This window comes from Leifsonia xyli, assembly GCA_001647635.1.
Lineage (GTDB): Bacteria > Actinomycetota > Actinomycetes > Actinomycetales > Microbacteriaceae > Leifsonia > Leifsonia xyli_A.
This window is the reverse complement of sequence record CP014761.1, coordinates 1,505,153-1,530,269: the sequence shown is the minus strand read 5'-3', so window position 1 is coordinate 1,530,269 and position 25,117 is coordinate 1,505,153. Positions and strand designations below refer to the sequence as shown.

General features: G+C 69.0%; 20 protein-coding genes. All 20 read left to right on the top strand.

All coding sequences use genetic code 11. The features are described 5' to 3' along the window. Nucleotides 1–57: 57 nt before the first annotated feature. On the top strand, nt 58–588 hold the full coding sequence (locus tag A0130_07480) for a hypothetical protein (GenBank protein ANF33340.1): 531 nt from the start codon (nt 58–60) through the stop codon (nt 586–588). Then, a complete protein-coding gene (locus A0130_07475; protein ID ANF31534.1) occupies nt 585–1,727 on the top strand; it encodes a two-component sensor histidine kinase in 1,143 nt (380 codons plus the stop codon). The genes A0130_07480 and A0130_07475 overlap by 4 nt, the downstream gene beginning before the upstream one ends. After that, nucleotides 1,724–2,389, top strand: coding sequence for a DNA-binding response regulator (locus A0130_07470; protein ID ANF31533.1), 666 nt, complete (start codon nt 1,724–1,726; stop codon nt 2,387–2,389). The genes A0130_07475 and A0130_07470 overlap by 4 nt, the downstream gene beginning before the upstream one ends. 109 nt (nt 2,390–2,498) lie before the next feature. Continuing rightward, nucleotides 2,499–2,768: a hypothetical protein gene (locus A0130_07465; GenBank protein ID ANF31532.1), complete on the top strand. Its 270-nt coding sequence runs from the start codon at nt 2,499–2,501 to the stop codon at nt 2,766–2,768. Further along, complete coding sequence (locus A0130_07460) at nt 2,765–3,088, top strand: hypothetical protein (protein ID ANF31531.1); 324 nt, start codon at nt 2,765–2,767, stop codon at nt 3,086–3,088. Before A0130_07465 ends, A0130_07460 begins: the two co-directional genes overlap by 4 nt. Before the next feature lie 55 nt (nt 3,089–3,143). Continuing rightward, on the top strand, nt 3,144–4,199 hold the full coding sequence (locus tag A0130_07455; GenBank protein ANF31530.1) for an epimerase: 1,056 nt from the start codon (nt 3,144–3,146) through the stop codon (nt 4,197–4,199). Between the two features lie 277 nt (nt 4,200–4,476). After that, nucleotides 4,477–7,974: a DNA-directed RNA polymerase subunit beta gene (locus A0130_07450; GenBank protein ANF31529.1), complete on the top strand. Its 3,498-nt coding sequence runs from the start codon at nt 4,477–4,479 to the stop codon at nt 7,972–7,974. A gap of 50 nt (nt 7,975–8,024) precedes the next feature. Further along, complete coding sequence (locus A0130_07445) at nt 8,025–11,900, top strand: DNA-directed RNA polymerase subunit beta' (GenBank protein ID ANF31528.1); 3,876 nt, start codon at nt 8,025–8,027, stop codon at nt 11,898–11,900. Between the two features lie 86 nt (nt 11,901–11,986). After that, nucleotides 11,987–12,211 carry a hypothetical protein gene (locus tag A0130_07440; protein ANF31527.1) on the top strand — a complete coding sequence of 75 codons (225 nt, stop codon included), beginning with the start codon at nt 11,987–11,989 and terminating at the stop codon, nt 12,209–12,211. Nucleotides 12,212–12,464: 253 nt separating this feature from the next. Further along, the gene (locus A0130_07435) at nt 12,465–14,129 is read left to right on the top strand and encodes a type II secretion system protein GspE (protein ID ANF31526.1); all 1,665 of its coding nucleotides are present in this window, start codon (nt 12,465–12,467) and stop codon (nt 14,127–14,129) included. A gap of 615 nt (nt 14,130–14,744) precedes the next feature. Continuing rightward, nucleotides 14,745–15,788 (top strand): type IV pili twitching motility protein PilT, encoded by a 1,044-nt coding sequence (locus tag A0130_07430; protein ID ANF33339.1) that lies wholly within the window; start codon nt 14,745–14,747, stop codon nt 15,786–15,788. Between the two features lie 2 nt (nt 15,789–15,790). Continuing rightward, nucleotides 15,791–17,020, top strand: a complete 1,230-nt coding sequence (locus A0130_07425; protein ID ANF31525.1) for a pilus assembly protein PilC — start codon at nt 15,791–15,793, stop codon at nt 17,018–17,020. Nucleotides 17,021–17,192: 172 nt separating this feature from the next. After that, nucleotides 17,193–17,618, top strand: a complete 426-nt coding sequence (locus A0130_07420; GenBank protein ANF31524.1) for a hypothetical protein — start codon at nt 17,193–17,195, stop codon at nt 17,616–17,618. Nucleotides 17,619–17,734: 116 nt separating this feature from the next. Continuing rightward, complete coding sequence (locus A0130_07415) at nt 17,735–19,135, top strand: hypothetical protein (protein ID ANF31523.1); 1,401 nt, start codon at nt 17,735–17,737, stop codon at nt 19,133–19,135. Continuing rightward, nucleotides 19,132–19,794, top strand: coding sequence for a hypothetical protein (locus A0130_07410; protein ANF31522.1), 663 nt, complete (start codon nt 19,132–19,134; stop codon nt 19,792–19,794). The genes A0130_07415 and A0130_07410 overlap by 4 nt, the downstream gene beginning before the upstream one ends. A 23-nt stretch (nt 19,795–19,817) precedes the next feature. Then, nucleotides 19,818–21,698, top strand: coding sequence for a hypothetical protein (locus A0130_07405; GenBank protein ID ANF31521.1), 1,881 nt, complete (start codon nt 19,818–19,820; stop codon nt 21,696–21,698). Then, on the top strand, nt 21,695–22,540 hold the full coding sequence (locus tag A0130_07400; GenBank protein ANF31520.1) for a peptidase A24: 846 nt from the start codon (nt 21,695–21,697) through the stop codon (nt 22,538–22,540). The genes A0130_07405 and A0130_07400 overlap by 4 nt, the downstream gene beginning before the upstream one ends. Before the next feature lie 33 nt (nt 22,541–22,573). Next, nucleotides 22,574–23,623 carry a pilus assembly protein PilM gene (locus tag A0130_07395; GenBank protein ANF31519.1) on the top strand — a complete coding sequence of 350 codons (1,050 nt, stop codon included), beginning with the start codon at nt 22,574–22,576 and terminating at the stop codon, nt 23,621–23,623. After that, complete coding sequence (locus A0130_07390) at nt 23,620–24,372, top strand: hypothetical protein (GenBank protein ANF31518.1); 753 nt, start codon at nt 23,620–23,622, stop codon at nt 24,370–24,372. The genes A0130_07395 and A0130_07390 overlap by 4 nt, the downstream gene beginning before the upstream one ends. Further along, the gene (locus A0130_07385) at nt 24,372–25,097 is read left to right on the top strand and encodes a hypothetical protein (protein ANF31517.1); all 726 of its coding nucleotides are present in this window, start codon (nt 24,372–24,374) and stop codon (nt 25,095–25,097) included. The genes A0130_07390 and A0130_07385 overlap by 1 nt, the downstream gene beginning before the upstream one ends. The last annotated feature ends 20 nt before the right edge of the window (nt 25,098–25,117 follow it).

Below are 25,117 nucleotides of genomic sequence, written 5' to 3'. Positions count from 1 at the left end.
CCCGGCCTCCACCCGCGGGTGGTCCCGGCGCTCGCCGCCGAACGGGAGGCTGAGGACATGACACTCCAGATGATCGCCAACGGCCTCCTCATCCTTCTGCTGATCGTGTGGATCGGCGTGCGTCAGATGACGTGGCGCCCGGTCGTGGTGAGTCGGATGTGGCGCTCTCCGCTCATCCTGGCCATCATCGGCTTGGCACTCATCGCGCAGCAGGTGACGCCGGCCTCGATCACCCCACTCGACATCGCGGTGCTCGTCGGCGAACTCCTCTTCTCGCTGGGCGTGGGCGCGTGGATGGGCGCGATCGCCCACTTCCGCCGCCTGCCTCAGCCGGTACCCGCCGGCAAGGACGGACGCGACCTCGCGATCTACGAATCCCGCACGGGAGGCTGGGGCATGGCGCTGTGGCTGGTGGTCGTCGCGGTGCGCATCGTCGTGGACGTGGTGGCCGCCCAGGCGGGGGCGCACCTCGCTTCCGCGACCGGCGTCATCCTGCTCGTCTTCGCCGCCAACCGCGTCGCCCGCACCGCGGTGTTCGCCGCGCGGCTCGAGCGCCACGCCGCCGTCGGCCGCATGATGGTCGAGTGATCGTCTCCTCGCGACCCGGCGGGCTCGCCCTCGCGCTGACCGTCTTCGGCGCGGCGGCCGTCGGCTACGGCCTCGTCACCACCCACAGCGGAGCGCGTCCGCTGTGGGTGGTCGTCGTCGCGTTCGCCTCCCTCGCGCTGTGGGTCGCGCGCGGAGTGCTCGCACACTACGGGCTGGCCCGCTCGGCTCTCGTCTGCATCGTGCTGTCGACAGCGCTGGGGGCGATCACGGCGGGGCCGACCGACGGGCTGACGGTCGTACCCGCGGCGGTGGGTGTCCTCGCCGTCCTGGGGGATATCGCCGTGCCCCTCTGGGGCGGGTTCGCCGTCGGCGCACTCGCGCTGCTCCTGACGGCGGTCGGCGCGGTGCCCGTCGGGACGCCGGTGCCCGCCCTGCTCTCGATGCTGGGCGGCATCCTGCTCGGCGCGTTCGGCGGCCTCAGCCGGCGCCAGTTCCGGCGGGCGGAGGAGCGGGAGGCGCTGCTGCGGGAACAGGAGGCGGCCATGCGCGAGGAGGCGTCCCGGGTCGCCCTCGCCCGCGACCTGCACGACGTACTCGCGCACAGCCTGGGCGGCCTGGTGATGCAGCTGGATGCGGTGGACGCGCTGCTCGAGGCCGGCGAGGACGCCGCCGCCCGCTCCCGCGTCATCGACGCTCGGCGGCTCGCAGCCGATGGTCTCGCCGACGCGCGCCGCGCCGTCGCGGCGCTGCGTGCCCCCGTCGACGCCGGCCGCGCCGAGACGGTGAGCGCGGAGGACGTCGAGCAGGCCCTCGACGACCTCGTGTCTGCGCACCGCTCGCTCGGCGGCTCCGTGGAGTTCGCCGTCGACGGCTCGGCCCGGTCCGTCGGCGCCGACGTGGCCGGCGCGCTGCGGCGCTGCCTTCAGGAGGCGCTGAGCAACGCCCGCAAGCACGCGCCCGGGGCGCCGGTGGACGTGCGCCTGTCCTGGCAGACTGAGCGCGTGCGTCTCGTGGTCTCCAACCCCCTCGCCGCGCCGCATCCCGAGCTCGTGGGCTCCGGAGGCGGGCACGGCCTCGACGGGATGCGCGAGCGGTTCGGCTCCCTCCCGCGCGGTGCCTCGGTGACCACGTCCGCCGAGGACGGGCGGTTCACCGTGACCGCGGAGGCGCTGCTGTGAACGACGCCGCGCGCATCCGGGTGGCGGTGGCGGACGACCAGGCGATCGTCCGGGATGGCCTCGTCACCGTCCTCGGACTGCTGCCGGACGTCGAGGTCGTCGGCCAGGCCGCCGACGGAGCGGGGGCGGTCGCGCTCGCCGTGGCCGAGCATCCCGATGTGCTGCTGATGGACTTGCGCATGCCCGTCCTCGACGGCGCCGCCGCGACGGCGCGGGTCACCGCCGAGGCGCCCGGTACCGCCGTCCTCGTGCTCACCACCTACGCCGACGACGCCTCGATCGTCGCGGCGCTCCGAGCGGGCGCACGCGGCTACCTGACGAAGGACGCCGGCCGCGCGGAGCTCGCGGCGGCGGTGCGTGCGGTCGCGAGCGGGCAGGCGACGTTCGCGCCGGAGGTCGGCGCACGCCTCGTGGACTCGCTCACCGCGTCCGCCTCCGCGCCCGCCGAGCCGGAGCCTGCGGACGCGCTGCTGGCCCGCTTCCCGACCCTCACCCGCCGCGAGGCGGAAGTGCTCGCCCTGGTCGCCGACGGCCTCAGCAACGCGGAGATCGCCCGCACCCTCTACGTGGGCGTCTCGACGGTGAAGACCCACATCAACGCCCTCTTCGCCAAGCTCGCCGTCCGCGACCGCGCCCAGGCGATCGCGCTCGTCCGTTCCTGAGCCCGGTAATGCATGCATCACTTTCAGGCTTGATGTGCATCACGGAGTCGGCGACACTGGAGAGATGAGCGCCCTCGCCACTCCCTCGACGCCTCGACGACGGCTGTCCGTGCCGCTGACCGATCGCGACGAAGAGGAGCTGCGGATCGTCCGTCGGTCGCCGGCTCGTCTCTCCGTCCTGACGGACATCGATGCGCGCGCCAGCGACGCCCAACTCGTCCACGCCGTCTTCGAGGCCGGTCTGGAGCATCTGCGCGAAGCCGAGGAGGCCGCCGAGTACGTGGCCCTGGCCGCCGACGACGAATGGGCGGACGTCGAACGCCGGCGCCGCGCAGGGCGCGCGCGGGCCGGCCGACGCGGCGCATCCTCGGACCGGTGAGCGAGTACCGACGCGGCGAGGTGTACCTCGCCAGGATGCCCGGCTTCGACGAGGCGAAGCCGTACCTCGTCGTCAGCAACAATCGGCGCAACGCGGGTCTGGAGAGCGTGCTGGTGGTCCGGATCACCACGACGCTGAAGCGGAGTCTGCCCAGCATCGTCGCAGTGCCCGACGGCGAATGCGTCGTCGGCCGCGTCCTCTGCGACGACGTGCAGCCGATGTACCCGGAGGACGTGCAGCGCCGCCTCGGCGGCTTGAGCCCACGGGCCATGCGTTCCGTGGAGGACGGCCTGCTGGCGGCCTTCGACATCCGTCGCTGACCGCGGCTGCGACCCACCGGTAGCGCAACCGCCCCCGCCGGGGAAGGATGGCAGCGTGACCGACCCGACCACCCCCGACCTCGTCCTGGTGACCGGCGGCTCCGGCTTTGTGGGCGCCCACTGCGTCCTCGCCCTGCTGGAGGCCGGGTACCGCGTGCGCACCACCATCCGCACGCCCGCCCGCGCCGCCGACGTGCGCTCGCAGCTGGCCGCCGGCGGCATCGACGACCCGGGGGACCGGCTCGAGTTCGCCATCGCCGACCTCATGTCGGACGACGGATGGGCGGACGCGGTCGCCGGGTGCCGCTTCGTGCTGCACGTGGCATCCCCCTTCCCGTCGGTGCAGCCGAAGGACCCGGACGAGCTCATCCGCCCGGCGCGCGACGGCGCCCTGCGCGTGCTGCGCGCCGCCCGGGACGCCGGGGTCGAGCGGGTCGTGCTGACCTCCTCCTTCGCGGCGATCGGCTACGGCCACGAGCCGACCGACCGCGCCTTCACCGAGGAGGACTGGACCGAGCTCGACAGCGGCCGCCCGATCAGCGCCTACGTGCGCTCCAAGACGCTGGCGGAGCGCGCGGCGTGGGACTTCATCGCGCGGGAGGGCGGCGCCCTGCAGCTGTCGACGGTGAACCCGGTCGGCATCCTCGGGCCGGTGCTCGGGCCTGACGTCTCCAGCTCGGTCGAGCTGGTCCGGCTGGTCAAGGAGGGACGCCTCCCGCGCCTGCCCGACGCCTACTTCGGCGTGGTCGACGTGCGCGACGTCGCCGAGCTGCACCTGCTGGCCATGACACGGCCGGAGGCGGCGGGCGAGCGCTTCCTCGCGATCGCAGGCGACGTGATGGGCGTGCAGGAGGTAGCCCTCCTCATCCGCGGGCATCTCGGCGAGGCCGCAGGGCGCCGGGTCAGCACGAAGCTCATGGCGCCGTGGATGCTGAAGGCCGCTGCGCCGTTCAGCCGGCGGGTCCGCGAGTTCCTCCCCGACCTCGGGAAGGCGCGGCGGGCGTCCAGCGAGAAGGCGAGGCGCGTGCTCGGCTGGTCGCCGCGGACCCGCGAGGAGGCCGTCCTGGCGACGGTCGACACCCTCCCGACCTACCGCTCTCACCGGTCCTGAGCCCCGGGAATACCGCCGCCGGACGTGCGTTATACCTCAGGTCGTGTCTTCGGTCAAGAAAAGACTGGACACGGCGCGTCTATTTGACATATAGTTGTTCTTTGCGCTCCCAGTCAAAATTCTGCCTTCATATTGCGGTCGGCTCTGACTCCTACCCGCGCGCCCGGTCCCGTCCTTTCGGGTCAGATACGGCGACGCGATGCGACTGGGGGTTCTCGTCCAGACAACTCCACCACCGACAGTAACTGGCCCGACGGGGCCCACGGAGGTTATTTCCTTGGCTGCTGCGCGCAACGCAACCAACAACGACAAGACACCCAAGAACGGACGGGCCGCATCCCGTCTCTCGTTCGCAAAGATCACGGACACCCTCACGGTTCCCGATCTGCTCGCACTGCAGACGGAGAGCTTCGACTGGCTGGTCGGAAACGACGCGTGGAAGGCTCGCGTCGCCGAGGCCGAGGCACAGGGTCGTCAGGATCTGCCCGCCAACACGGGCCTCGAGGAGATCTTCGAGGAGATCTCTCCCATCGAGGACCTCGGCGAGACCATGCAGCTCTCGTTCACGAACCCCTTCCTCGAAGAGAAGAAGTACTCGATCGACGAGTGCAAGGAGAAGGGCAAGACCTACGCGGCCCCGCTCTACGTCGAGGCCGAGTTCATGAACCACCTCACCGGTGAGATCAAGACGCAGACGGTCTTCATGGGCGACTTCCCGCTCATGACCGAGCGCGGAACGTTCATCATCAACGGCACCGAGCGTGTCGTCGTGTCGCAGCTCGTCCGCTCGCCGGGCGTGTACTTCGAGGCCACCGCCGACAAGACGTCCGACAAGGACATCTACTCGGCGCGCGTGATCCCGAGCCGCGGCGCGTGGCTCGAGTTCGAGATCGACAAGCGCGACCAGGTCGGTGTCCGCATCGACCGCAAGCGCAAGCAGTCGGTCACCGTGTTCCTGAAGGCGCTGGGCCTCACGAGCGAGGAGATCCTCTCCGAGTTCGCCGGCTACCAGTCGATCGAGCTGACCCTCGAGAAGGACGCCATCCTCACCAAGGAGGAGGCGCTCAAGGACATCTACCGCAAGCTGCGTCCGGGTGAGCAGGTCGCCGCCGAGGCCGCGCGTGCGCTCCTCGACAACTTCTACTTCAACCCGAAGCGCTACGACCTCGCCAAGGTCGGCCGCTACAAGATCAACCGCAAGCTCGGCCTCGAGGCCCCGCTCACGGACTCGGTGCTGACCGTCCAGGACATCATCGCCACGATCAAGTACCTGGTCGCCCTGCACGACGGCCGCACCACGTTCCGGGGCCTGCGCAACGGCGTCGAGACCGACATCCGTCTCGACATCGACGACATCGACCACTTCGGCAACCGTCGTATCCGCGCCGTCGGCGAGCTCATCCAGAACCAGGTCCGCACCGGTCTCTCCCGCATGGAGCGCGTCGTCCGCGAGCGCATGACCACGCAGGACATCGAGGCGATCACGCCGCAGACCCTGATCAACGTGCGCCCCGTCGTCGCCGCGATCAAGGAGTTCTTCGGAACGTCGCAGCTGTCGCAGTTCATGGACCAGAACAACCCGCTCGCGGGTCTGACTCACAAGCGCCGCCTCTCCGCGCTCGGCCCCGGTGGTCTGAGCCGTGAGCGCGCCGGCGTCGAGGTCCGTGACGTCCACCCGTCGCACTACGGCCGCATGTGCCCGATCGAGACGCCGGAAGGCCCGAACATCGGTCTGATCGGCTCGCTCGCGTCCTTCGCGCGCATCAACTCGTTCGGCTTCATCGAGACGCCGTACCGCAAGGTCGTCGAGGGCCGGGTCACCGACCAGATCGACTACCTGACCGCTTCGGAGGAGGACGACTTCGTCGTCGCGCAGGCCAACGCCCCGCTCGACGCGAACGGCCACTTCGTCGAGGAGCGCGTGCTCGCCCGTCAGAAGGGCGGCGAGGTCGACCTGATCCCCGCCGACGAGATCGGCTACATGGACGTCTCCCCGCGCCAGATGGTGTCGGTGGGTACCTCCCTGATCCCGTTCCTCGAGCACGACGACGCCAACCGAGCCCTCATGGGTGCGAACATGCAGCGCCAGGCGGTGCCGCTGCTCCGCTCGGAGAGCCCGGTCGTCGGTACCGGTATGGAGGGCTACGCGGCCATCGACGCCGGTGACGTGGTCACCGCCGAGAAGTCCGGTGTGGTCACCGAGGTCTCGGCCGACGCGGTCACCGTGATGGCGGACGACGGGACGTACCAGACCTACTACCTGCGCAAGTTCGACCGCTCGAACCAGGGCACCTCGTACAACCACCGCGTGGTCGTCGACGAGGGCGACCGCATCGAGCAGGGCGAGGTCGTCGCCGACGGTCCCGCGACCGAGAACGGCGAGCTCGCGCTCGGCAAGAACCTGCTCGTCGCGTTCATGCCGTGGGAGGGTCACAACTTCGAGGATGCGATCATCCTCAGCCAGAACCTGGTGAAGGACGACACCCTCTCCTCGATCCACATCGAGGAGTACGAGGTCGACGCCCGCGACACCAAGCTCGGCAAGGAGGAGATCACCCGCGACCTCCCGAACGTCAGCCCGGACCTCCTGGCCGACCTCGACGAGCGCGGCATCATCCGCATCGGCGCCGAGGTGCGCCCCGGCGACATCCTCGTCGGCAAGGTCACGCCGAAGGGCGAGACCGAGCTGTCGGCCGAGGAGCGCCTGCTCCGCGCGATCTTCAACGAGAAGAGCCGCGAGGTGCGCGACACCTCCCTCAAGGTCCCGCACGGCGAGGAGGGCACCATCATCGGTGTCAAGGTCTTCGACGCGCAGGACGGCGACGACGAGCTCGGCTCCGGCGTGAACCAGCGCGTGGTGGTCTACATCGCCCAGAAGCGCAAGATCACCGCGGGTGACAAGCTCGCCGGCCGTCACGGCAACAAGGGCGTCATCTCGAAGATCCTGCCGGTGGAGGACATGCCGTTCCTCGCCGACGGAACTCCGGTCGACGTGATCCTGAACCCGCTGGGTGTCCCGGGCCGCATGAACTTCGGTCAGGTCCTGGAGATCCACCTCGGGTGGATCGCCAAGAACGGCTGGGAGATCAAGGGCAAGCCGAAGTGGGCCGCTGAGCTCCCCGAGGCCGCTTTCTCGGCCGCGCCGAACACGAAGGTCGCGACCCCGGTGTTCGACGGTGCGAAGGAGGAGGAGATCGCGGGTCTGCTCGACTCGACCCTCCCGACGCGCGACGGCGACCGCCTGATCGGCTCCTCCGGTAAGACGCAGCTGTTCGACGGCCGCTCCGGCGAGCCGTACCCGGACCCTGTGTCGGTCGGCTACATGTACATCCTGAAGCTGCACCACCTGGTCGACGACAAGATCCACGCCCGTTCGACCGGTCCGTACTCGATGATCACCCAGCAGCCGCTCGGTGGTAAGGCGCAGTTCGGTGGTCAGCGCTTCGGTGAGATGGAGGTGTGGGCCCTCGAGGCCTACGGTGCCGCGTACGCGCTGCAGGAGCTCCTGACCATCAAGTCGGATGACATCCTTGGCCGCGTCAAGGTCTACGAGGCCATCGTCAAGGGTGAGAACATCCAGGAGCCGGGCATCCCGGAGTCCTTCAAGGTGCTCATCAAGGAGATGCAGTCCCTCTGCCTGAACGTGGAGGTGCTCTCGGCCGACGGCCAGGCGGTCAGCCTGCGCGACTCGGACGACGAGGCCTTCCGCGCCGCGGAGGAGCTCGGCATCAACATCTCCTCCCGCTTCGAGTCCTCGTCCATCGACGAGATCTGACCCGGCAGCCAGACCAACTGACGAATCTTCAATAGGAGAGAGTGAACACATTGCTCGACGCAACAACTTTTGACGAGCTGCGTATCGGCCTGGCCACCGCTGACGACATCCGTCGTTGGAGCTACGGCGAGGTCAAGAAGCCCGAGACGATCAACTACCGCACGCTCAAGCCCGAGAAGGACGGCCTCTTCGGAGAGCAGATCTTCGGACCGTCCCGCGACTGGGAGTGCTCGTGCGGCAAGTACAAGCGCGTCCGCTTCAAGGGCATCGTCTGCGAGCGCTGCGGCGTGGAGGTCACCAAGTCCTCCGTCCGTCGTGAGCGTATGGGCCACATCGAGCTCGCCGCCCCGGTGACGCACATCTGGTACTTCAAGGGTGTGCCCAGCCGCCTCGGCTACCTGCTCGACATGGCGCCGAAGGACCTCGAGAAGGTCATCTACTTCGCCGCCTACATGGTGATCTCGGTGGACGAGGACGGCCGTCACGCCGACCTCCCCGGCCTCGAGAACGAGCTGCGTCTCGAGATCAAGACGCTGTCCGACCAGCGCGACGCCCGCGTCGCCGAGCGTCTGCAGCGCCTCGAGACCGACCTCGCCGCTCTGGAGGAGGAGGGTGCCAAGGCCGACCAGAAGCGTCGCGTCAAGGACACCGCCGAGAAGGAGATGGGCCAGCTCCGCAAGTCCTTCGACGAGGACATCGCCCGCCTGGAGCGCGTGTGGGAGTCGTTCCGCACCCTCAAGGTCGGCGACCTCAAGCCGGAGGACGCGGACTTCAACGAGCTCCTCGACCGCTACGGCCTCTACTTCGAGGCCTACATGGGCGCCGAGGCGATCAAGCGCCGCCTGCAGGCCTTCGACCTGAACCAGGAGGCCGAGCTGCTCCGCGAGCAGATCGCCACCGGCAAGGGCCAGAAGAAGATCCGCGCGATCAAGCGCCTGCGCGTCGTGTCGTCGTTCCTGGCGACCGGCAACTCGCCGGCCGCGATGGTGCTCGACGTGGTCCCGGTGATCCCGCCGGAGCTGCGCCCGATGGTCCAGCTCGACGGTGGCCGCTTCGCCACCAGCGACCTGAACGACCTGTACCGCCGCGTGATCAACCGCAACAACCGCCTCCGTCGTCTGCTCGACCTCGGTGCCCCCGAGATCATCGTGAACAACGAGAAGCGCATGCTGCAGGAGGCCGTCGACGCGCTGTTCGACAACGGCCGCCGCGGCCGCCCCGTGACGGGTACCGGCAACCGCGCCCTCAAGTCCCTCAGCGACATGCTGAAGGGAAAGCAGGGTCGTTTCCGCCAGAACCTGCTCGGAAAGCGCGTGGACTACTCGGGCCGTTCGGTCATCATCGTGGGTCCGCAGCTCAAGCTGCACCAGTGCGGTCTGCCCAAGCAGATGGCGCTGGAGCTGTTCAAGCCGTTCGTCATCAAGCGCCTGATCGACCTGAGCCACGCTCAGAACATCAAGGCCGCGAAGCGGATGGTGGAGCGCTCGCGCCCGCAGGTGTGGGACGTGCTCGAGGAGATCATCCGCGAGCGCCCCGTGCTGCTGAACCGTGCGCCCACGCTGCACCGTCTGGGCATCCAGGCGTTCGAGCCGCAGCTGGTCGAGGGCAAGGCCATCCAGCTCCACCCGCTCGTCTGCGCCGCGTTCAACGCGGACTTCGACGGCGACCAGATGGCGGTGCACCTGCCGCTGTCGGTGGAGGCCCAGGCCGAGGCCCGCATCCTGATGCTCGCTTCGAACAACATCCTGAAGCCGTCCGACGGCCGCCCGGTCACCCTGCCCTCGCAGGACATGATCATCGGTCTGCACCACCTCACCACCGTCCGCGAGGGCGCTGAGGGTGAGGGTCGCGCGTTCTCCTCGGTCTCCGAGGCGATCCTCGCGAAGGACCAGGGCACGCTGCACCTGAACGCCAAGGTCAAGATCCGTCTCGACAACTACGTGCCGTCCGACGCGGCCGACACGGGTACCGAGCCGATCACCGCCATCGTGGAGACCACGCTGGGTCGCGCCCTCTTCAACGAGACGCTCCCGGCCGACTACCCCTACGTGGAGGATGTCGCCGACAAGGGCACGATCTCGTCGATCGTCAACGCCCTCGCCGAGCGGTACCCGAAGGTGGAGGTCGCCGCGGCGCTCGACCGGATCAAGGACGCCGGCTTCTACTGGGGCACCCGCTCGGGCGTCACGGTGTCGCTGAGCGACATCCTGACCCCGCCGAACAAGGCGCAGATCGTGGCCGGCTACGAGAAGAAGGCGGCGAAGATCACCTCCGAGTTCGAGAAGGGTCTCACGACCGACCTCGAGCGTCGTCAGGAGCTCGTCAAGATCTGGACCGAGGCCACCAACGAGGTCGCCGAGGCCATGCGCGCCAACTTCCCGGCGGACAACACCATCAACCGCATGGTGACGTCCGGTGCCCGTGGTAACTGGCTGCAGGTCCGCAACATCGCCGGTATGCGCGGTCTGGTGAACAACCCGAAGGGTGAGATCATCCCCCGTCCGATCATCTCCTCGTACCGCGAGGGTCTGTCGGTGGCGGAGTACTTCATCGCGACGCACGGTGCCCGTAAGGGTCTGGCCGACACGGCCCTCCGTACGGCGGACTCGGGCTACCTGACCCGTCGTCTGGTGGACGTCTCGCAGGATGTCATCATCCGCGAGGACGACTGCGGCACGACCAAGGGTCTCGACCTGCCGATCGCGACGGTCGGTGCCGACGGCACCCTGACCCGCGACCCGAACGTCGAGAACTCGGTGTTCGCCCGCACGCTGGCCGCTGACGCGGTCGGCTCGGACGGCAACGTGGTCGCGAAGGCGGGCGAGGACGTGGGCGACGTGCTCATCGACAAGCTGGTCGCCGCCGGCGTCACCGACATCAAGGTCCGCTCCGTGCTGACCTGTGAGTCGGCGGTCGGCGTCTGCGCCGCCTGCTACGGCCGCTCGCTCGCGACCGGCAAGCTGGTGGACATCGGCGAGGCGGTCGGCATCATCGCCGCCCAGTCGATCGGCGAGCCCGGTACCCAGCTGACGATGCGTACCTTCCACACGGGTGGTTCGGCCTCCGCGGACGACATCACCCAGGGTCTGCCGCGCGTCCAGGAGCTGTTCGAGGCGCGTACCCCGAAGGGTGCGTCCCCGATCGCCGAGGCTGCCGGCCGCATCGTCATCGAAGAGACGGACAAGTCCCGCAAGGTCATCCTGACCCCGGACAACGGCGACGAGCCGCACGTCTACCCGGTGCTGAAGCGCTCCACCCTCCTGGTGGAGGACGGCCAGCACGTCGACCTCGGCCAGCAGCTGATCGTCGGCACGGTCGACCCGAAGGAGGTTCTGCGCGTCAAGGGTGTCCGCGAGGTGCAGAAGCACCTGGTGGGCGGCGTGCAGGGCGTCTACCGCTCGCAGGGTGTGCCGATCCACGACAAGCACATCGAGGTCATCGTCCGCCAGATGCTCCGCAAGGTCACCGTCGTCGACCACGGCGACACCGACCTGCTGCCGGGTGAGCTCGTCGACCGCTCGCGGTACAACGAGATCAACCGCGCTGCGCTGCAGGAGGGCAAGAAGACGGCGTCCGCCCGTCAGGAGGTCATGGGTATCACCAAGGCCTCGCTGGCGACCGAGTCGTGGCTGTCGGCCGCGTCCTTCCAGGAGACCACCCGCGTCCTGACGCAGGCGGCCATGGAGGGCAAGTCCGACCCGCTGATCGGTCTCAAGGAGAACGTCATCATCGGAAAGCTCATCCCGGCCGGTACGGGTCTGTCCCGCTACCGCAACGTGTCGGTCGAGGCGACCGAGGAGGCCAAGGCGGAGCGGTACCCCAACCGCATCTTCGCCGACGACTCCTCGTTCAACGAGAGCGACCTGAGCTTCGTCGACTTCGACAGCTTCAGCTCTGACGACTACACCCCGGGCACCTACAACTAAGCAGGTACCCGTACGACTGGGCCCCCGGCGCTTCGGCGCCGGGGCCTTCGTCGTTCCCGCCTCCGGGCGTCTGGGAGAATGGGAGCATGTGGCGCCAGCTCCTCCAGTACACCGACACGGCAGGCCGAGCCATGCTCGGCTTCGGCGCGGTGCTGCTGGTCGTCGCCGTCGTCAGCTTCATCGTGGGCGTCGCGCAAGCCGTCTCCGGGCACGCCGCCGTGACCCTCCCGTACTGGCTGACGACCATGGGATGCGCGGTGCTCGCCGGCGTGCTCGTGTACCTCGCGAGCCGCCGCGGCAAGCTGCGCTGAGCGGCCTCCGGCGCTACACCGGCATTATCGCGCGCGGGCGCTCTGGCCCCCTGCGGCGGCCCGATCGAGGATGGAACCACGCCCCGCGAGCGGGTGCCCCCCACCGGTGTGGCACCCTCACGCGGGTCTGTCGCCCTGTTCCGGCCGCTGCATAGGGTGACTACGCCCTGCCGGGCCGGGGAGTCTCGCCTCCGACCGGACGGGCCTGCCGTTACCCGACCCCGTCGGCAGCCGCTACCCGTAGGAGGTCCCTGTGGCGTCCATGACCGAGATCCTCATCCTCCACGGCCACCTGCCGATCGAATACCTCGACCGGGTGGCGACCGAGCCGGCGGCGGACGAGTCCGTCGTGCGCGAGCTCATCGAGCGCGGTGCGATCACGTCCGCTCAGCTCGCGCGCGCGAGAGCCGCGCAGTCCGGCATCCCTTTCGTCGAACTCGCCGACTATCCCGTCGACCGCACCGCGGTCGCCCTGATCCCCGGGGCCATCTGCCGTCGCCACACCGTGCTCCCGATCGGTCTGGCCGAGGGGATGATCGTGCTCGCGATGGCCGACCCCGGCAACGTCTTCGCCATCGACGACGTGCGTGCCGCGTCCCGCCTCAACATCGCGGCTGCCGTCGCCGAGGAGGCCGACCTCCGCACCGCGATCGACCGCTACGTGCGCGCCGACGACGAGCTCAGCGACCTGACCACGACGCTTCAGGAGGACGCCGCTCCCGCCGAGGAGACCGCCCTCGCCGAGGCGTCGGACGACGACGCGCCGATCGTGCGGTTCGTGAACCTGCTGGTGAGCCAGGCCATCCAGGACCACGCCTCCGACATCCACATCGAGCCGGCCGAGCACGACGTCCGGGTGCGGTACCGCATCGACGGCGTCCTGCACGCCATGCAGTCGGCGCCGAAGAGCATCCAGAACGGCGTCATCTCGCGCCTCAAGATCATGTCGGACATCGACATCGCCGAGCGCCGCAAGCCGCAGGACGGCCGCATGTCTGTCGTCCACGGCGGCCGCCAGATCGACCTCCGGGTCGCCACCCTTCCGACGGTGTGGGGCGAGAAGGTCGTCATGCGCATCCTGGACAACACCAACACCGGGATGACGCTGGGCGACCTCAACCTGCTGGAGCGCAACTTCGAGACGTACCGCGAGTCGTACTCGAAGCCGTACGGCATGATCCTGGTCACCGGCCCGACCGGCTCGGGCAAGTCGACGACGCTGTACACGACCCTGAACGCCGTCGCGCGGCCCGAGATCAACGTGATCACGGTCGAGGACCCGGTCGAGTACCGGATGCCGGGCATCAACCAGGTTCAGGTCAACCCGAAGGCGGGCCTGACCTTCGCGAGCGCGCTGCGCAGCATCCTGCGCTCGGACCCGGACGTGGTCCTGCTCGGCGAGATCCGCGACCACGAGACCGCCCAGATCGCCATCGAGGCGTCGCTGACCGGCCACCTCGTCCTCTCGACCCTGCACACGAACGACGCGCCGAGCGCCGTCACGCGGCTCACCGAGATGGACATCGAGCCGTTCCTGGTCGGCTCGGCGCTCGACTGCGTCGTCGCCCAGCGCCTCGCGCGGCGCCTCTGCGAACGGTGTAAGCAGCCGGGCGTCTACGCGCCGGACGACCTGCGACGTCTGCGCTTCCCCGTCCCCGTGGGCGAGGAGCCGCCGCAGCTGTTCGTCCCGGTCGGCTGCCCGGCCTGCTCGAACACCGGCTACCGCGGCCGCATCGCGGTGCACGAGGTCATGGCGGTGACGGAGGACATCGAGCGCCTGGCCGTCGAGCGTGCCTCGAGCGCCGAGATCGGCCGGGCCGCGCGCGAGCAGGGGATGCTGACGCTGCGCGAGGACGGCTGGGAGAAGGTCAAGCGCGGCATGACGTCCGTGGAAGAGATCCTCAGAGTGGTCGCCTAGGGAGGGCACATGACGAACGACGAGAGCTGGGGCGGCTTCCCGCCCCCGACGGAGAAGCCGGTCTACGAGATCCCCGTGACCCCGCCCGGCGCCACCGCCGGCGGCTGGGCGCCCGGCCCGGGCGTGCCGCTCAGCGCACCGCCCATGTGGGCGCCGCCGGTCGCGGGGGAGTCCGTGCCGCTCGCGGCGCCGGAGCCGGTGCTGCCGGAGCCGGAGGCGTATGTGGCGCCCGAGCCGGTGCTTCCCGAGCCGGTGGCGTATGTCGCGCCCGAGCCGGTGCTGCCGGAGGCGGTGCTGCCTGATCCGGAGCCGGCCGCGCCGCCGACCCAGGTCTGGTCCCTCGACTCCATCACCGCTCCGGAGCCGGCGTACAGCGCCCCGGTGACCCGCCTGATCCCCGCCGGTCGCCGCGCAGCCGCACCCGTCGCCGAGCCGGAGCAGGTGTCGCACCCGGTCATCCCGGAGTTCGACGAAGGCCTCACCGACCCGGAGCGCGAAGCCCTCGAGAGGGCCGATAAGGAACTCGTCGCCGCCCTCCACGAGGTCGTCTACCAGCGGGCGTCGGACCTCCACGTGACCGTCGGCGCTCCGCCGATGGTCCGTGTAGACGGCGGCCTGCGCCCCGCGGGGAGCACCGAGCCCTGGAACCACGATCGCACCCGCTCCGCCCTCACCAGCCTCCTCACCGAGCGGCAGCTGCAGCAGTTCGAGCGCGAGCACGAGCTCGACTTCGCGTTCACCATCTCGGCGAACGCCCGCTTCCGCGTCAACCTCTACCAGCAGCGCGGCTCCTACGGCGGGGCGTTCCGCCTCATCCCGACCGAGATCAAGCAGCTCGCCGACCTCGGCGTCCCGGACGCGGTCGGGCAGTTCTCGCAGCTGCCCCGCGGTCTCGTGCTCGTCACCGGCCCGACCGGTTCCGGCAAGTCGACGACACTCGCCGCGCTCATCGACCTGGTCAACAGCACGCGCGCCGACCACATCGTCACGGTCGAGGACCCGATCGAGTTCATGCACGTCCACAAGAAGTCGATCGTCAACCAGCGCGAGGTCGGCCACGACACCCACAGCTTCAACAACGCGCTGAAGCACGTGCTGCGCCAGGATCCCGACGTCATCCTCATCGGCGAGCTCCGCGACCTCGAGACCATCTCCGTCGCGCTGACCGCCGCCGAGACCGGCCACCTCGTCTTCGCCACCCTGCACACGCAGGATGCGCCGCAGACGATCGACCGCGTCATCGACGTGTTCCCGCCGCACCAGCAGGACCAGGTGCGGGCCCAGCTCGCGGGCACGCTGCAGGGCGTCGTCTCGCAGACGCTGGTCAAGCGCGCCAGCGGAAAGGGCCGCGTCGTCGCCACCGAGATCCTGATGATGAACCCGGCCATCGCCAACGTCATCCGCGAGGGCAAGACGTACCAGATCGCGTCGATGATGCAGGCGGGCCGCGACTCCGGCATGCGCACCATGGACCAGCACCTCGCCGAGCTCGTCAACGCGGGCGTCATCACGCGCCGTGCCGCCATGGAGAAGGCGCACGACAAGGAGGGCATCGCCCGCCTCATCCAGCGCGTCGAGTCGCCGACCGAGCACTCCGCCATGGCGATCGCCGCCAGCGGGCCGGACTTCGGCGACTCCTACTCGGGGACGGTGGGCTGACCATGGCGATCAGCACGCCCTACGCGTACAAGGGCCGCGACGCCTCCGGCAAGATCGTCAAGGGTCGCGTGGATGCCACCAGCGAGGCCGCCGTCGCCTCGCGGCTGCGCACGATGGGCCTCTCGCCGGTCTCGATCGCCGAGGCCGCCGAGGGCACGGGCCTCAACCGCGAGATCAAGCTCAGCGCCGGCTCGGGGGTGAAGCTCAAGGAGCTCGCCGTCATGAGCCGACAGATGGCGACCATGATCGGCGCCGGCCTGTCGCTGCTCCGGACGCTCAACATCCTCGCCGAGCAGAACCCCAACAAGAAGTTCACGGCCGTCCTCACGGATGTGCGCGACCAGGTCGAGAGCGGCATCTCCGTCTCCGACGCCATGAGACGGCACGCGAACGTGTTCCCGCCGCTCATGATCAACATGGTGAAGGCCGGTGAGACCGGCGGCTTCCTCGACGGGGCGCTGGAGGCGGTGGCCGAGAACTTCGAGAAGGAGGTCAAGCTCCGCTCCGCGATCAAGTCGGCGCTGACCTACCCGGTGATCGTGTTCTGCATGACGATCGTCGGCGTCGCCGCGATGCTGCTCTTCGTCGTGCCGATCTTCGAGAAGATGTTCGCCGGGCTGGGCAAGCCGTTGCCCTTGCCCACCATGATCCTCGTTCAGCTGTCCCATGCGATGGTCTTCATCGTGCCGGTCGTGGCCGTGGCGGGCATCGTGTTCGCCTTCTGGTGGCCGAAGCACAAGAACGACGAAGCCGTGCGCAAGCGATTGGACCCGTTCAAGCTCAGGATGCCCGTCTTCGGCTCCCTGATGAAACGCATCGCCATCGCGCGCTTCAGCCGCAACTTCGCGAACATGATCAGCGCCGGCGTGCCCATCCTCCAGGCGCTCCGGATCGTGGGGGAGACCAGCGGCAACTACGTGCTGCAGAAAGCGCTTGAGGAGGTCGCTGAGGGCGTCAGACAGGGTGAGGCGATAGCCACCCCGCTGTCGCAGCAGAAGGTCTTCCCGTCGATGGTGACGCAGATGGTCGCCGTCGGCGAGGATGCCGGCTCACTGGAGACCATGCTCGACAAGATCGCCGACTTCTACGAGCAGGAGGTGGAGGCCACCACCGAGCAGCTCACGGCTCTCATCGAGCCGCTCATGATCGCCTTCCTCGGCGTCGTCATCGGCGGCATGGTCGTCGCCCTCTACCTGCCCATCTTCAGCATCGCGTCGGCCGTCGGCGGCTGACCCTCCGCCGGGGGCCAGGGGCCCGGAAACGCCCCCGCACTGGGGTCGTAGAAGCCTCGAAAACCCCTCTGACGGGGGATATTTCTCCAAATCCGCCGAGAAATATGGTCATCCCCGAAGCGGTACTCGCACCGCCCCCCGCATCCATCCACCCGACCGATTGGACACTGCAATGTACTTCCGTCTCATGGGCAAGCTGAACGCTCGCCGCAAGGGGCTGCTCGAGGAGGACGAGAAGGGCTTCACCCTGATCGAGCTCCTCGTGGTGGTCATCATCATCGGCATCCTCGCCGCCATCGCCATCCCGATCTACATCGGGGTCCAGAACAACGCGAAGGACGCGTCGGTCAAGTCCGACCTCGCCAACGCCAAGACCGCCGTCGTCGCGTACTACACGGACAAGGGCGCGAGCGCCGCGACGCCGACCACCGCTCAGCTCATTTCCTACGGCTACACCCAGAGCCCGGGCAACAGTGCCATCACGTTCGGCACCGTCGCTCCCACCTCCACCGCCTTCTGCATCCAGGAGGTCAGCTCGACTGGTAACACCTTCAAGATCGACCAGACCAACGGCGCAGTAACGGGTACCTGCCCGTAAGCCCGAGTTACGCATGACAGCGGGGCGTCGCCCACCGGCGGCGCCCCGCTTCCGCTCTTCAGCAGCACCCCGATCCACCCTCGACTCCCGGACCCGACCAAGGGAGGTGAACCCCCGTGAACCGCATCAACACCCTTCTCCGCCAGGACGAGACCCGCGACAGCGGGTTCACCCTCATCGAGGTCCTGGTGGCGATGATGGTCTTCGCCATCATCTCCGTCATCGTCGCCTACTCGCTGACGCTCTCGATGACGATGACCCGCAACAGCCGCGCCAGTGAGGTGGCGGCCAACCTCGCAGCGCAGCAGGTCGACGTTGCCCGGGCCACGCCCGATGTCTTCGACGTCACCAGCGGTATCGTCACCCAGACGCTCGACGGCACGACCTACACGATCACCAAGTCCGTCGGCTGGGTGAACAGCGCCGGTGCCGCCTCCGACTGCGGTAGCGGCAGCGGCATTCTTCAGAACAAGACCCTCAATGTGTCGGTCACCTGGGACGGCAAGAACCCGTCGACCACGCCCGTGCAGGCGAGCACGCTCCTCGCTCCGGCCGGACCCATCAACGACCCAACCACCGGCACGATCATCGTCCACGTGACCAATGCCGCCGGTCAGGCGCTGCCCGGCGTCCCCGTCGCGGTCAAGGTGGACACGACCGTGTCGCCCAACACGGCGACCGCCGTCTCGGCGGCCCCGGATCCTACCGACGCCGACGGCTGCAGCTACGTACTCAAGGTCACGCCGGGGACCTACGTCGTGACGGTCGGCAAGACCGGAGACGGCCGCATCAGCAGCAAGCAGGTGCAGGTCCCGTCGGCCCAGACGACCGTGACCGCCGGGCAGTCCTCCGTGCTCGACGTGCAGTACGACACCGCCGCCACCCCCGCTGTGACGCTCTCGCCCGGCGCTCCGCTCGGTACGATGTTCCCCACATCGCTCCCGATGACGTACGCGCCGCAGGGCGACGCCTATTCCACCTCCGTGAGCCCGGCCACCCTCGCAGCGATCACGACCGCGACGACCCCGCTCTTCCCCTGGGGCTCGGGCTACTCCATCTTCGCCGGCCAGTACGTCCCGACGGGCGGCGGCCTGCCGCAGTGCCTCTCCGTCGACCCCGGCCAGTGGGTCAGCCCCAACGCGTCCGGCAATGTCGGCCAGCGTCCGACGGCCGTCGGTGTGACGGCCGGCTCGGCGCCGATCACGGTCGCCATGCCCGTCATCCGGATCTCCACCTCGAGCAAGTGGATCGTCGCCGTCAGCGCGACCGCCGCGACCGCTATCGGCGACCCGGGATGCTCGACCGGCATGACCCTGCGCTACGGCCAGTCGCCGGCGATCGGCGGCATCGCGAACGTCGCACTGCCCTACGGCAGCTGGAAGATCTACGCACTCAGCAACCAGACCGATCCCCTCCAGGACTCGGCCCTCGTGGACAAGACGAAGATCACGCTTCCCGCGGGCAGCCCGCCCTTCACCGGCGCGAACATCCTCACCATCGATCCGAGGCTCCCATGATGCGCGTGCTTCGGGCTCTCCGGTCGCGTCAGGCCGGGCTTTCGCTCATCGAACTGCTGATCGCGATCATGCTGACCGGCCTGCTGATGACGCTCGGCGTGTGGATGTTCGTCGCGGGCACCCACAGCGTCAGCCTCGCGCAGTCCATCGACGGCGGCACCCGGCAGGCCTCGAACGGGATGAACCAGGTGGCCCGCATGATCCGCGCCGCGACTCCCAACCCGTACGCCAGTCCCGCGCCCGGAACCCCGCTGAACGCGCCGGCCATCATCGCAGCCTCCGCGACGAGCCTGCAGTTCTTCGCCTACGTGAACCTCAGCGGCGCGGAGAGCCCCGTCATGGTGAACTACACCGTCAATAGCAGCGGCACCCTCGTCGAGACGCAGTCCCCGGCGACGTCGACGACAGCGGGTGCGAATGGGCACTGGGACTTCGGCGCGGCCAGGCCGCCGCGCAATCTGTGCAACTCGATCCCGTCCAGCGTCACGGTGTTCCGTTACTTCGACAAGACGGGTGCGGAGCTGCTGCCCGCGAACCTCTCGACGGATGCTCAGCGCGGCGCGATCGCGTCCATCCAGGTGACCATCACCATCCAGCCGACCGGTGCGGCGAGCGCGGTGACCGTCACTAACACCATCGGCATGGCGAACGTGGGGTAGGGACGATGCTCAGACTCCTTCGTATGCGACTCGCGGCCGTCCGCTCGACGGGTGACCGCGGCGTCGCTCTGGCCATGGTCGTCGGCATCGCCAGCGTCCTGCTTCTCCTGATCTCGCTGACCATGACGTTTTCGGTGTCCGGCCTCGTGCGGTCCAACCACGACGCCGACTGGGACGCCGCGATGTCGGCCGCGTTCGCCGGTGTGGCCGACTACCAGGGCCGCCTCACCAACGATCCGAGCTACCAGCAGTACGGCAACCCCGCGTCGGCGTTCACGATCGCGAACGGGTCGCAGTCCTTGGTCGCGATGCCGCCGTCGAGCCGCGACAACCCCGCTTTCGACGTGACGCCCACGTCCGCCGGTGGCCGCTGGGCGCCGGTCCCGCTGACGGACGGACTCCCCGCCAACGCGTCGTTCCGCTACGAGGTCGACAACTCCAAGTACGCGAGCAACGGCATCCTGCACCTGCGTGCCACCGGGCGGGTGGACACCGTCACCCGCAGCGTCGTCGCGAACATCAAGCAGACCGGCTTCACCAACTACGTGTACTTCACCGACTACGAGGAGCTCGACCCGTCGCTCAACAACGTGAGCTGCCCCGTGGCCTACGCCTGGGCGCAGACCCGTCCGCAGAGCTGTCTCATCAACTTCGTCTCGGGCGACACGTTCGACGGGCAGGTGCACTCCAACGACACCCTCAACATCTGCGGCGGCACCTTCAAGCAGAAGGTGACCACCGCGAACCCCAACCCCGTCGGGGGCAAGCTGTACACGCAGAACAACTGCTCGGGCGGCGCGGGGACGCCGTCCTTCTCGGCAGGTGCCCCGGTCAACGCGGCGCAGATCACCATGCCCCCGGCGCAGGCGCAGCTCGATCAGGTGCGGACCGACATCCCCGTCAAGGTGCCGAGCCCCGGATGCTTGTACACGGGGCCGACGGACATCAGCTTCTCCGTCTCCGGCGGCACGGCGTACATGACGGTCATCTCGCCGTGGACCAAGAAGACCGAGCTCTCGAACGGATCGGCGACCTCGGGCACCGCGCCGGCCTTCTGCGGCACGCCGGGAACTCCCGGAAACACTCTCGCCCAGAATGCCAACACCCTGGCCGACACCGTCAACGGCCAGAAGATCGCGATAGGCCCGGCCTCCCAGCTGTACAACAACCTGGCGTACGTCCAGGCCGTCCCGAGCGACTCGACCAACACCAACTACTGGTCGTCCTCGGCCTCGCCCAACAACAACACGCTCAAGTGCGTCGGCGCCGACGGCAAGTCCTCCGGCAACGGCCTCGGCTACCCCGTGCTGAACGAGGTCGTGCCCTCCATCGCCAAGTACGACTGCCGGGCAGGCGACGTGTTCGTCGACGGCACCATGCACAGCGCCATGACCATCAACGCCGAGCACTTCGCGTGGATCACGGGCAAGCTCGTCTATCAGGATGCTGCCAACGACATCCTCGGACTCGTCGGGGCCGGCGCCGTCTGGGTGTGGAACCCGATGGTGTGCACGAACCCGAGCACCTACCCGGCTTCCAACGGCGCCTCCTGTAGCAGTGAAAAGGCCTATCTCACCTTCGAGGCCACGTCCGGCAGCTCGAACTGCGCCCGGACGATCAATGCAGCACTCCTCTCCAACAATCACAGCTTCGAAGTGCACAACTACGACGCGGGCATCTTCATCGGCTATCTCTGCGTCACGGGCTCCATCGCGCAGGAGTTCCGCGGGCCGGTCGGCCAAGGCTCCGGCAGCAGCGGCTTCCTGAAGAGGTACAGCTATGACACCCGCCTGCTCAACTCGCCTCCGCCCAAGTTCCCGACGCCGCGGACCACCTCCTACGACGTGAACACCGAGATCGAGGTCAAGACCGCGTTCGACTCGACGGGAGCGCCGCTGCCATGACCCCCGCCTTCTTCGTCTTCGGCCTGGTGTGCGCCGGCGTCTTCGGCGCCCTGATCGGCTCGTTCCTCAACGTGGTCGTCTACCGCGTCCCGGCCGGGCGCTCGATAGTGTCGCCGCCGAGCGCGTGCGGCAGCTGCGGTGCAGAGATCCGGCCGTACGACAACATCCCGGTGCTGTCGTGGCTGGTGCTGCGCGGCCGTTGCCGCGCCTGCCGCAGCGCCATCTCCATCCGCTACCCGCTGGTGGAGGCGGCCACCGCGGGTGCTTTCGCGCTCGTCGCGTGGTGGTTCTGGGCGGGACCGCAGGCGTCTGTCGCGAGCGGTCCGGCGGGTATCGCGTCTCGTGTCCTCGTCGTGGTCGCCTTCCTCTATCTCATGGCGATCTCGATCGCGCTGGCGCTCATCGACCTCGACACGCATCGCCTGCCGAACGCGCTCGTTCTGCCGTCGTACGGCGTCGGCATCGTTCTGCTCGGCGCCGCCGCCCTCGTCGGCGGCGACCCGTTCGCGCTGGCGCGCGCCGCTATCGGCGGAGCCGCCCTGTTCCTCTTCTATCTCGTCCTCGCCCTCGTGCGCCCGGACGGGATGGGCTTCGGCGACGTCAAGCTCGCCGGCGTCCTCGGGATCTTCCTCGGCTTCCTCGGCTGGGCGCCGCTGCTCGTGGGCGCGTTCGCCGCGTTCCTGCTCGGCGGTCTGTTCGGGATCGCCCTGCTCGCGACCCGCCGCGCCGGCCGCCGCAGCGGCATCCCGTTCGGACCGTGGATGCTCGCCGGCGCCTGGCTCGGCATCCTCGCCGGACCCTCGATCGGGAGCGCCTACCTGGCGCTCCTCGGACTCAGCTGACCAACACGCACCACACGACAGAAGGAGGAACGGATGGCCACCAGCATCGTCGGCATCGACATCGGCAGCACGACCATTCGCGCGGTGGAGCTCGCCGACCCCGGCAAGCCGAAGCCCACGCTGCTGCGGCACTACGCGGTGCCCATCCCCGACGGAGCCGCGTCGCGCGGTGAGGTCCTCGAGCCCAACACGATCGCCGCGGGCCTCCGGCAGCTGTGGCAGCAGGGCGGCTTCAAGAGCAAGGAGGTCGTGCTGGGGATGGGGAACCAGCGTGTCCTCGCGCGCGACCTGACCGTACCGCGCATGTCGCAGACACGCATCCGGGAGAGCCTCCCGTTCCTGGTCCAGGACATGCTGCCCGTGCCGGTGGCGGATGCGCTGCTCGACTTCTACCCGATCTCCGAGGGGATGCTCGAGACCGGCCCGGTCGTCAACGGACTGCTCATCGCAGCCGTCAAAGAGGCGGTGCTCGGCAACGTGAAGGCTGTCCAGCTCGCGGGCCTCACGCCGGTCGACGTCGACCTGCTGCCCTTCGCGCTGACCCGCGCCATGGTCACCCGCGCCGGAATCCGGGGCACAGTCGCACTGGTCGACATCGGCGCGCACACCACGAGCGTCGTGGTCGCGACCGACGGCGTTCCGCAGTTCGTCCGCATCATCCCCGCCGGCGGCGCGGAGCTCACCCAGGCGCTCCGGTCGGGCCTCGAGGTCTCGCCCGGCGAGGCCGAGCGGATCAAGGCGACCACCGGCCTCGCCAAGCAGGTCAGCTCGCCGGAGGAGCAGCAGGCGGTCGAGATCGTCTACCGCGTGACCGGCGAGCTGCTCAACAGCCTGCGCAACACGGTCAGCTACTTCGTCAACACCCGCCCCACGACGCCGGTCGAGAGCATCCTGCTCACCGGCGGCGGCTCGCAGCTGCCCGGCATGGCCGAGGCGCTCAGCGAGATGACCCGGCTCCCCGTCGCGCCGGGCGACCCCTTCCACGCCGTCACGCTGTCGCGTCACCTCGACGCGGCGCAGCTGCGGCAGAACCGGTCGGCGCTCTCCGCAGCGCTCGGCCTCGCCCTCGGGAGTGCAGCATGACCATCAGCCTCCGCCGTCCGACCGACCCGCCGGAGACCCCGGCCGAGAAACCGGCCAAGCGCACCAAGCAGCCGAAGGCGGCGGTTCCCGCAACGGTGCCGGAGCTCGAGGGTCTCGTCATCGGCGGAGACCCCCGTGTCGACCTGCTCCCCCCGGAGGTACGCTCCGCCCGGCGCAACGCACGCACCCGGCGCGGCTTCACCTGGGGCGTCCTGGCCGTCCTCCTCGTCGTCGTGATGGCGGTGGCGGGAGCCTTCGGACTCAACGTCATGGCACAGGCGCAGATGCTCGCCGCCCAGGCGCGCACCAACGACCTTCTGGCGCAGCAGCAGAAGTACGTCCAGGTGCGGAACGTGCAGAACCAGGTGGACATCGCCGCCGCGGCCCAGCAGGTCGGCGCCTCCACGGAGGTCGACTGGGAGTCGTTCATCACGGCGATCGGCACGGTGGAGCCTGCCGGTCTGAAGATGACGTCCACGACGATCGACTCGGCCTCGCCGATCGCCGTCTACCAGCAGTCCGCGGACCCGCTCCAGGGGCCGCGGATCGCGACCGTGACGGTCGTCACCGCGAGCGCGGGGTTCCCCGACATCTCGGCCTGGGTGACGTCCATCCAGAAGATCAAGGGCGTCGCGGACGTCTCCGCCGGGGCGGTCAATCGGGACGAGACCGGCGTCTACACCTCGACCGTCGTCATCCACCTGAGCGATGAGTGGTTCACCAAGCGGTTCGAGACGAAGGGCAAGTGATGGACAAGACCAGACTCTGGATCATCGGCTCCGTCCTCGTGATGGTGGTGATCGGTGCCCTCGGATGGATCGTCGGAATCCAGCCGCAACTCGACGCGGCGACGGCGGCAAGCGCCCAGACCGCGCAGGTGGAGAGCGGCAACGCGATCAAGGCCACGCTGCTGGCGAAGATGAAGAAGGACAGCGAGAACCTGCCGAAGCTCAAGCAGCAACTGGTGGACCTCTCGGCGTCCGTGCCGTCGACCGCCGATTGGCCGACGTTCAGCGACGAGCTGAGCGGATTCGCCACCTCCAGCGGTGTCGTCATCGTCGCCAGCACGCAGGGCGACGGCAAGCCGTACGCGCTGCCGCAGGCCGACGGCACTGCGGCGGCGCCGGCAGCCGGGGCCCCGGGATCGGGATCGACGGCCACTCCCACACCCACGCCCAGCGCGACGCCCGCTCCGACCGCGACTCCCGCACCCGCTCCCGTGGTGGGCGCCCCGCCGGTCACCAGCACCCTCATCACCGGAGAGAACTTCACGGTCGTCCCCGTGAGCGTGACGGCGCGCGGCGGCGAGAAGGAGCTGCTGGCGTTCATCAAAGCGGTGCAGACCGGCAAGCGCCTCTTCCTCGTGAACGGCCTGGCCATCACCAAGGCCCAGGCAGGTGTGGGCTTCGATGCGAAGCTCAGCGGCTTCCTCTACGTGCTCACCGACCCCTCGAAGGCCACGACCACCAAGTAACCCCACCCGCCCCGCCTCCC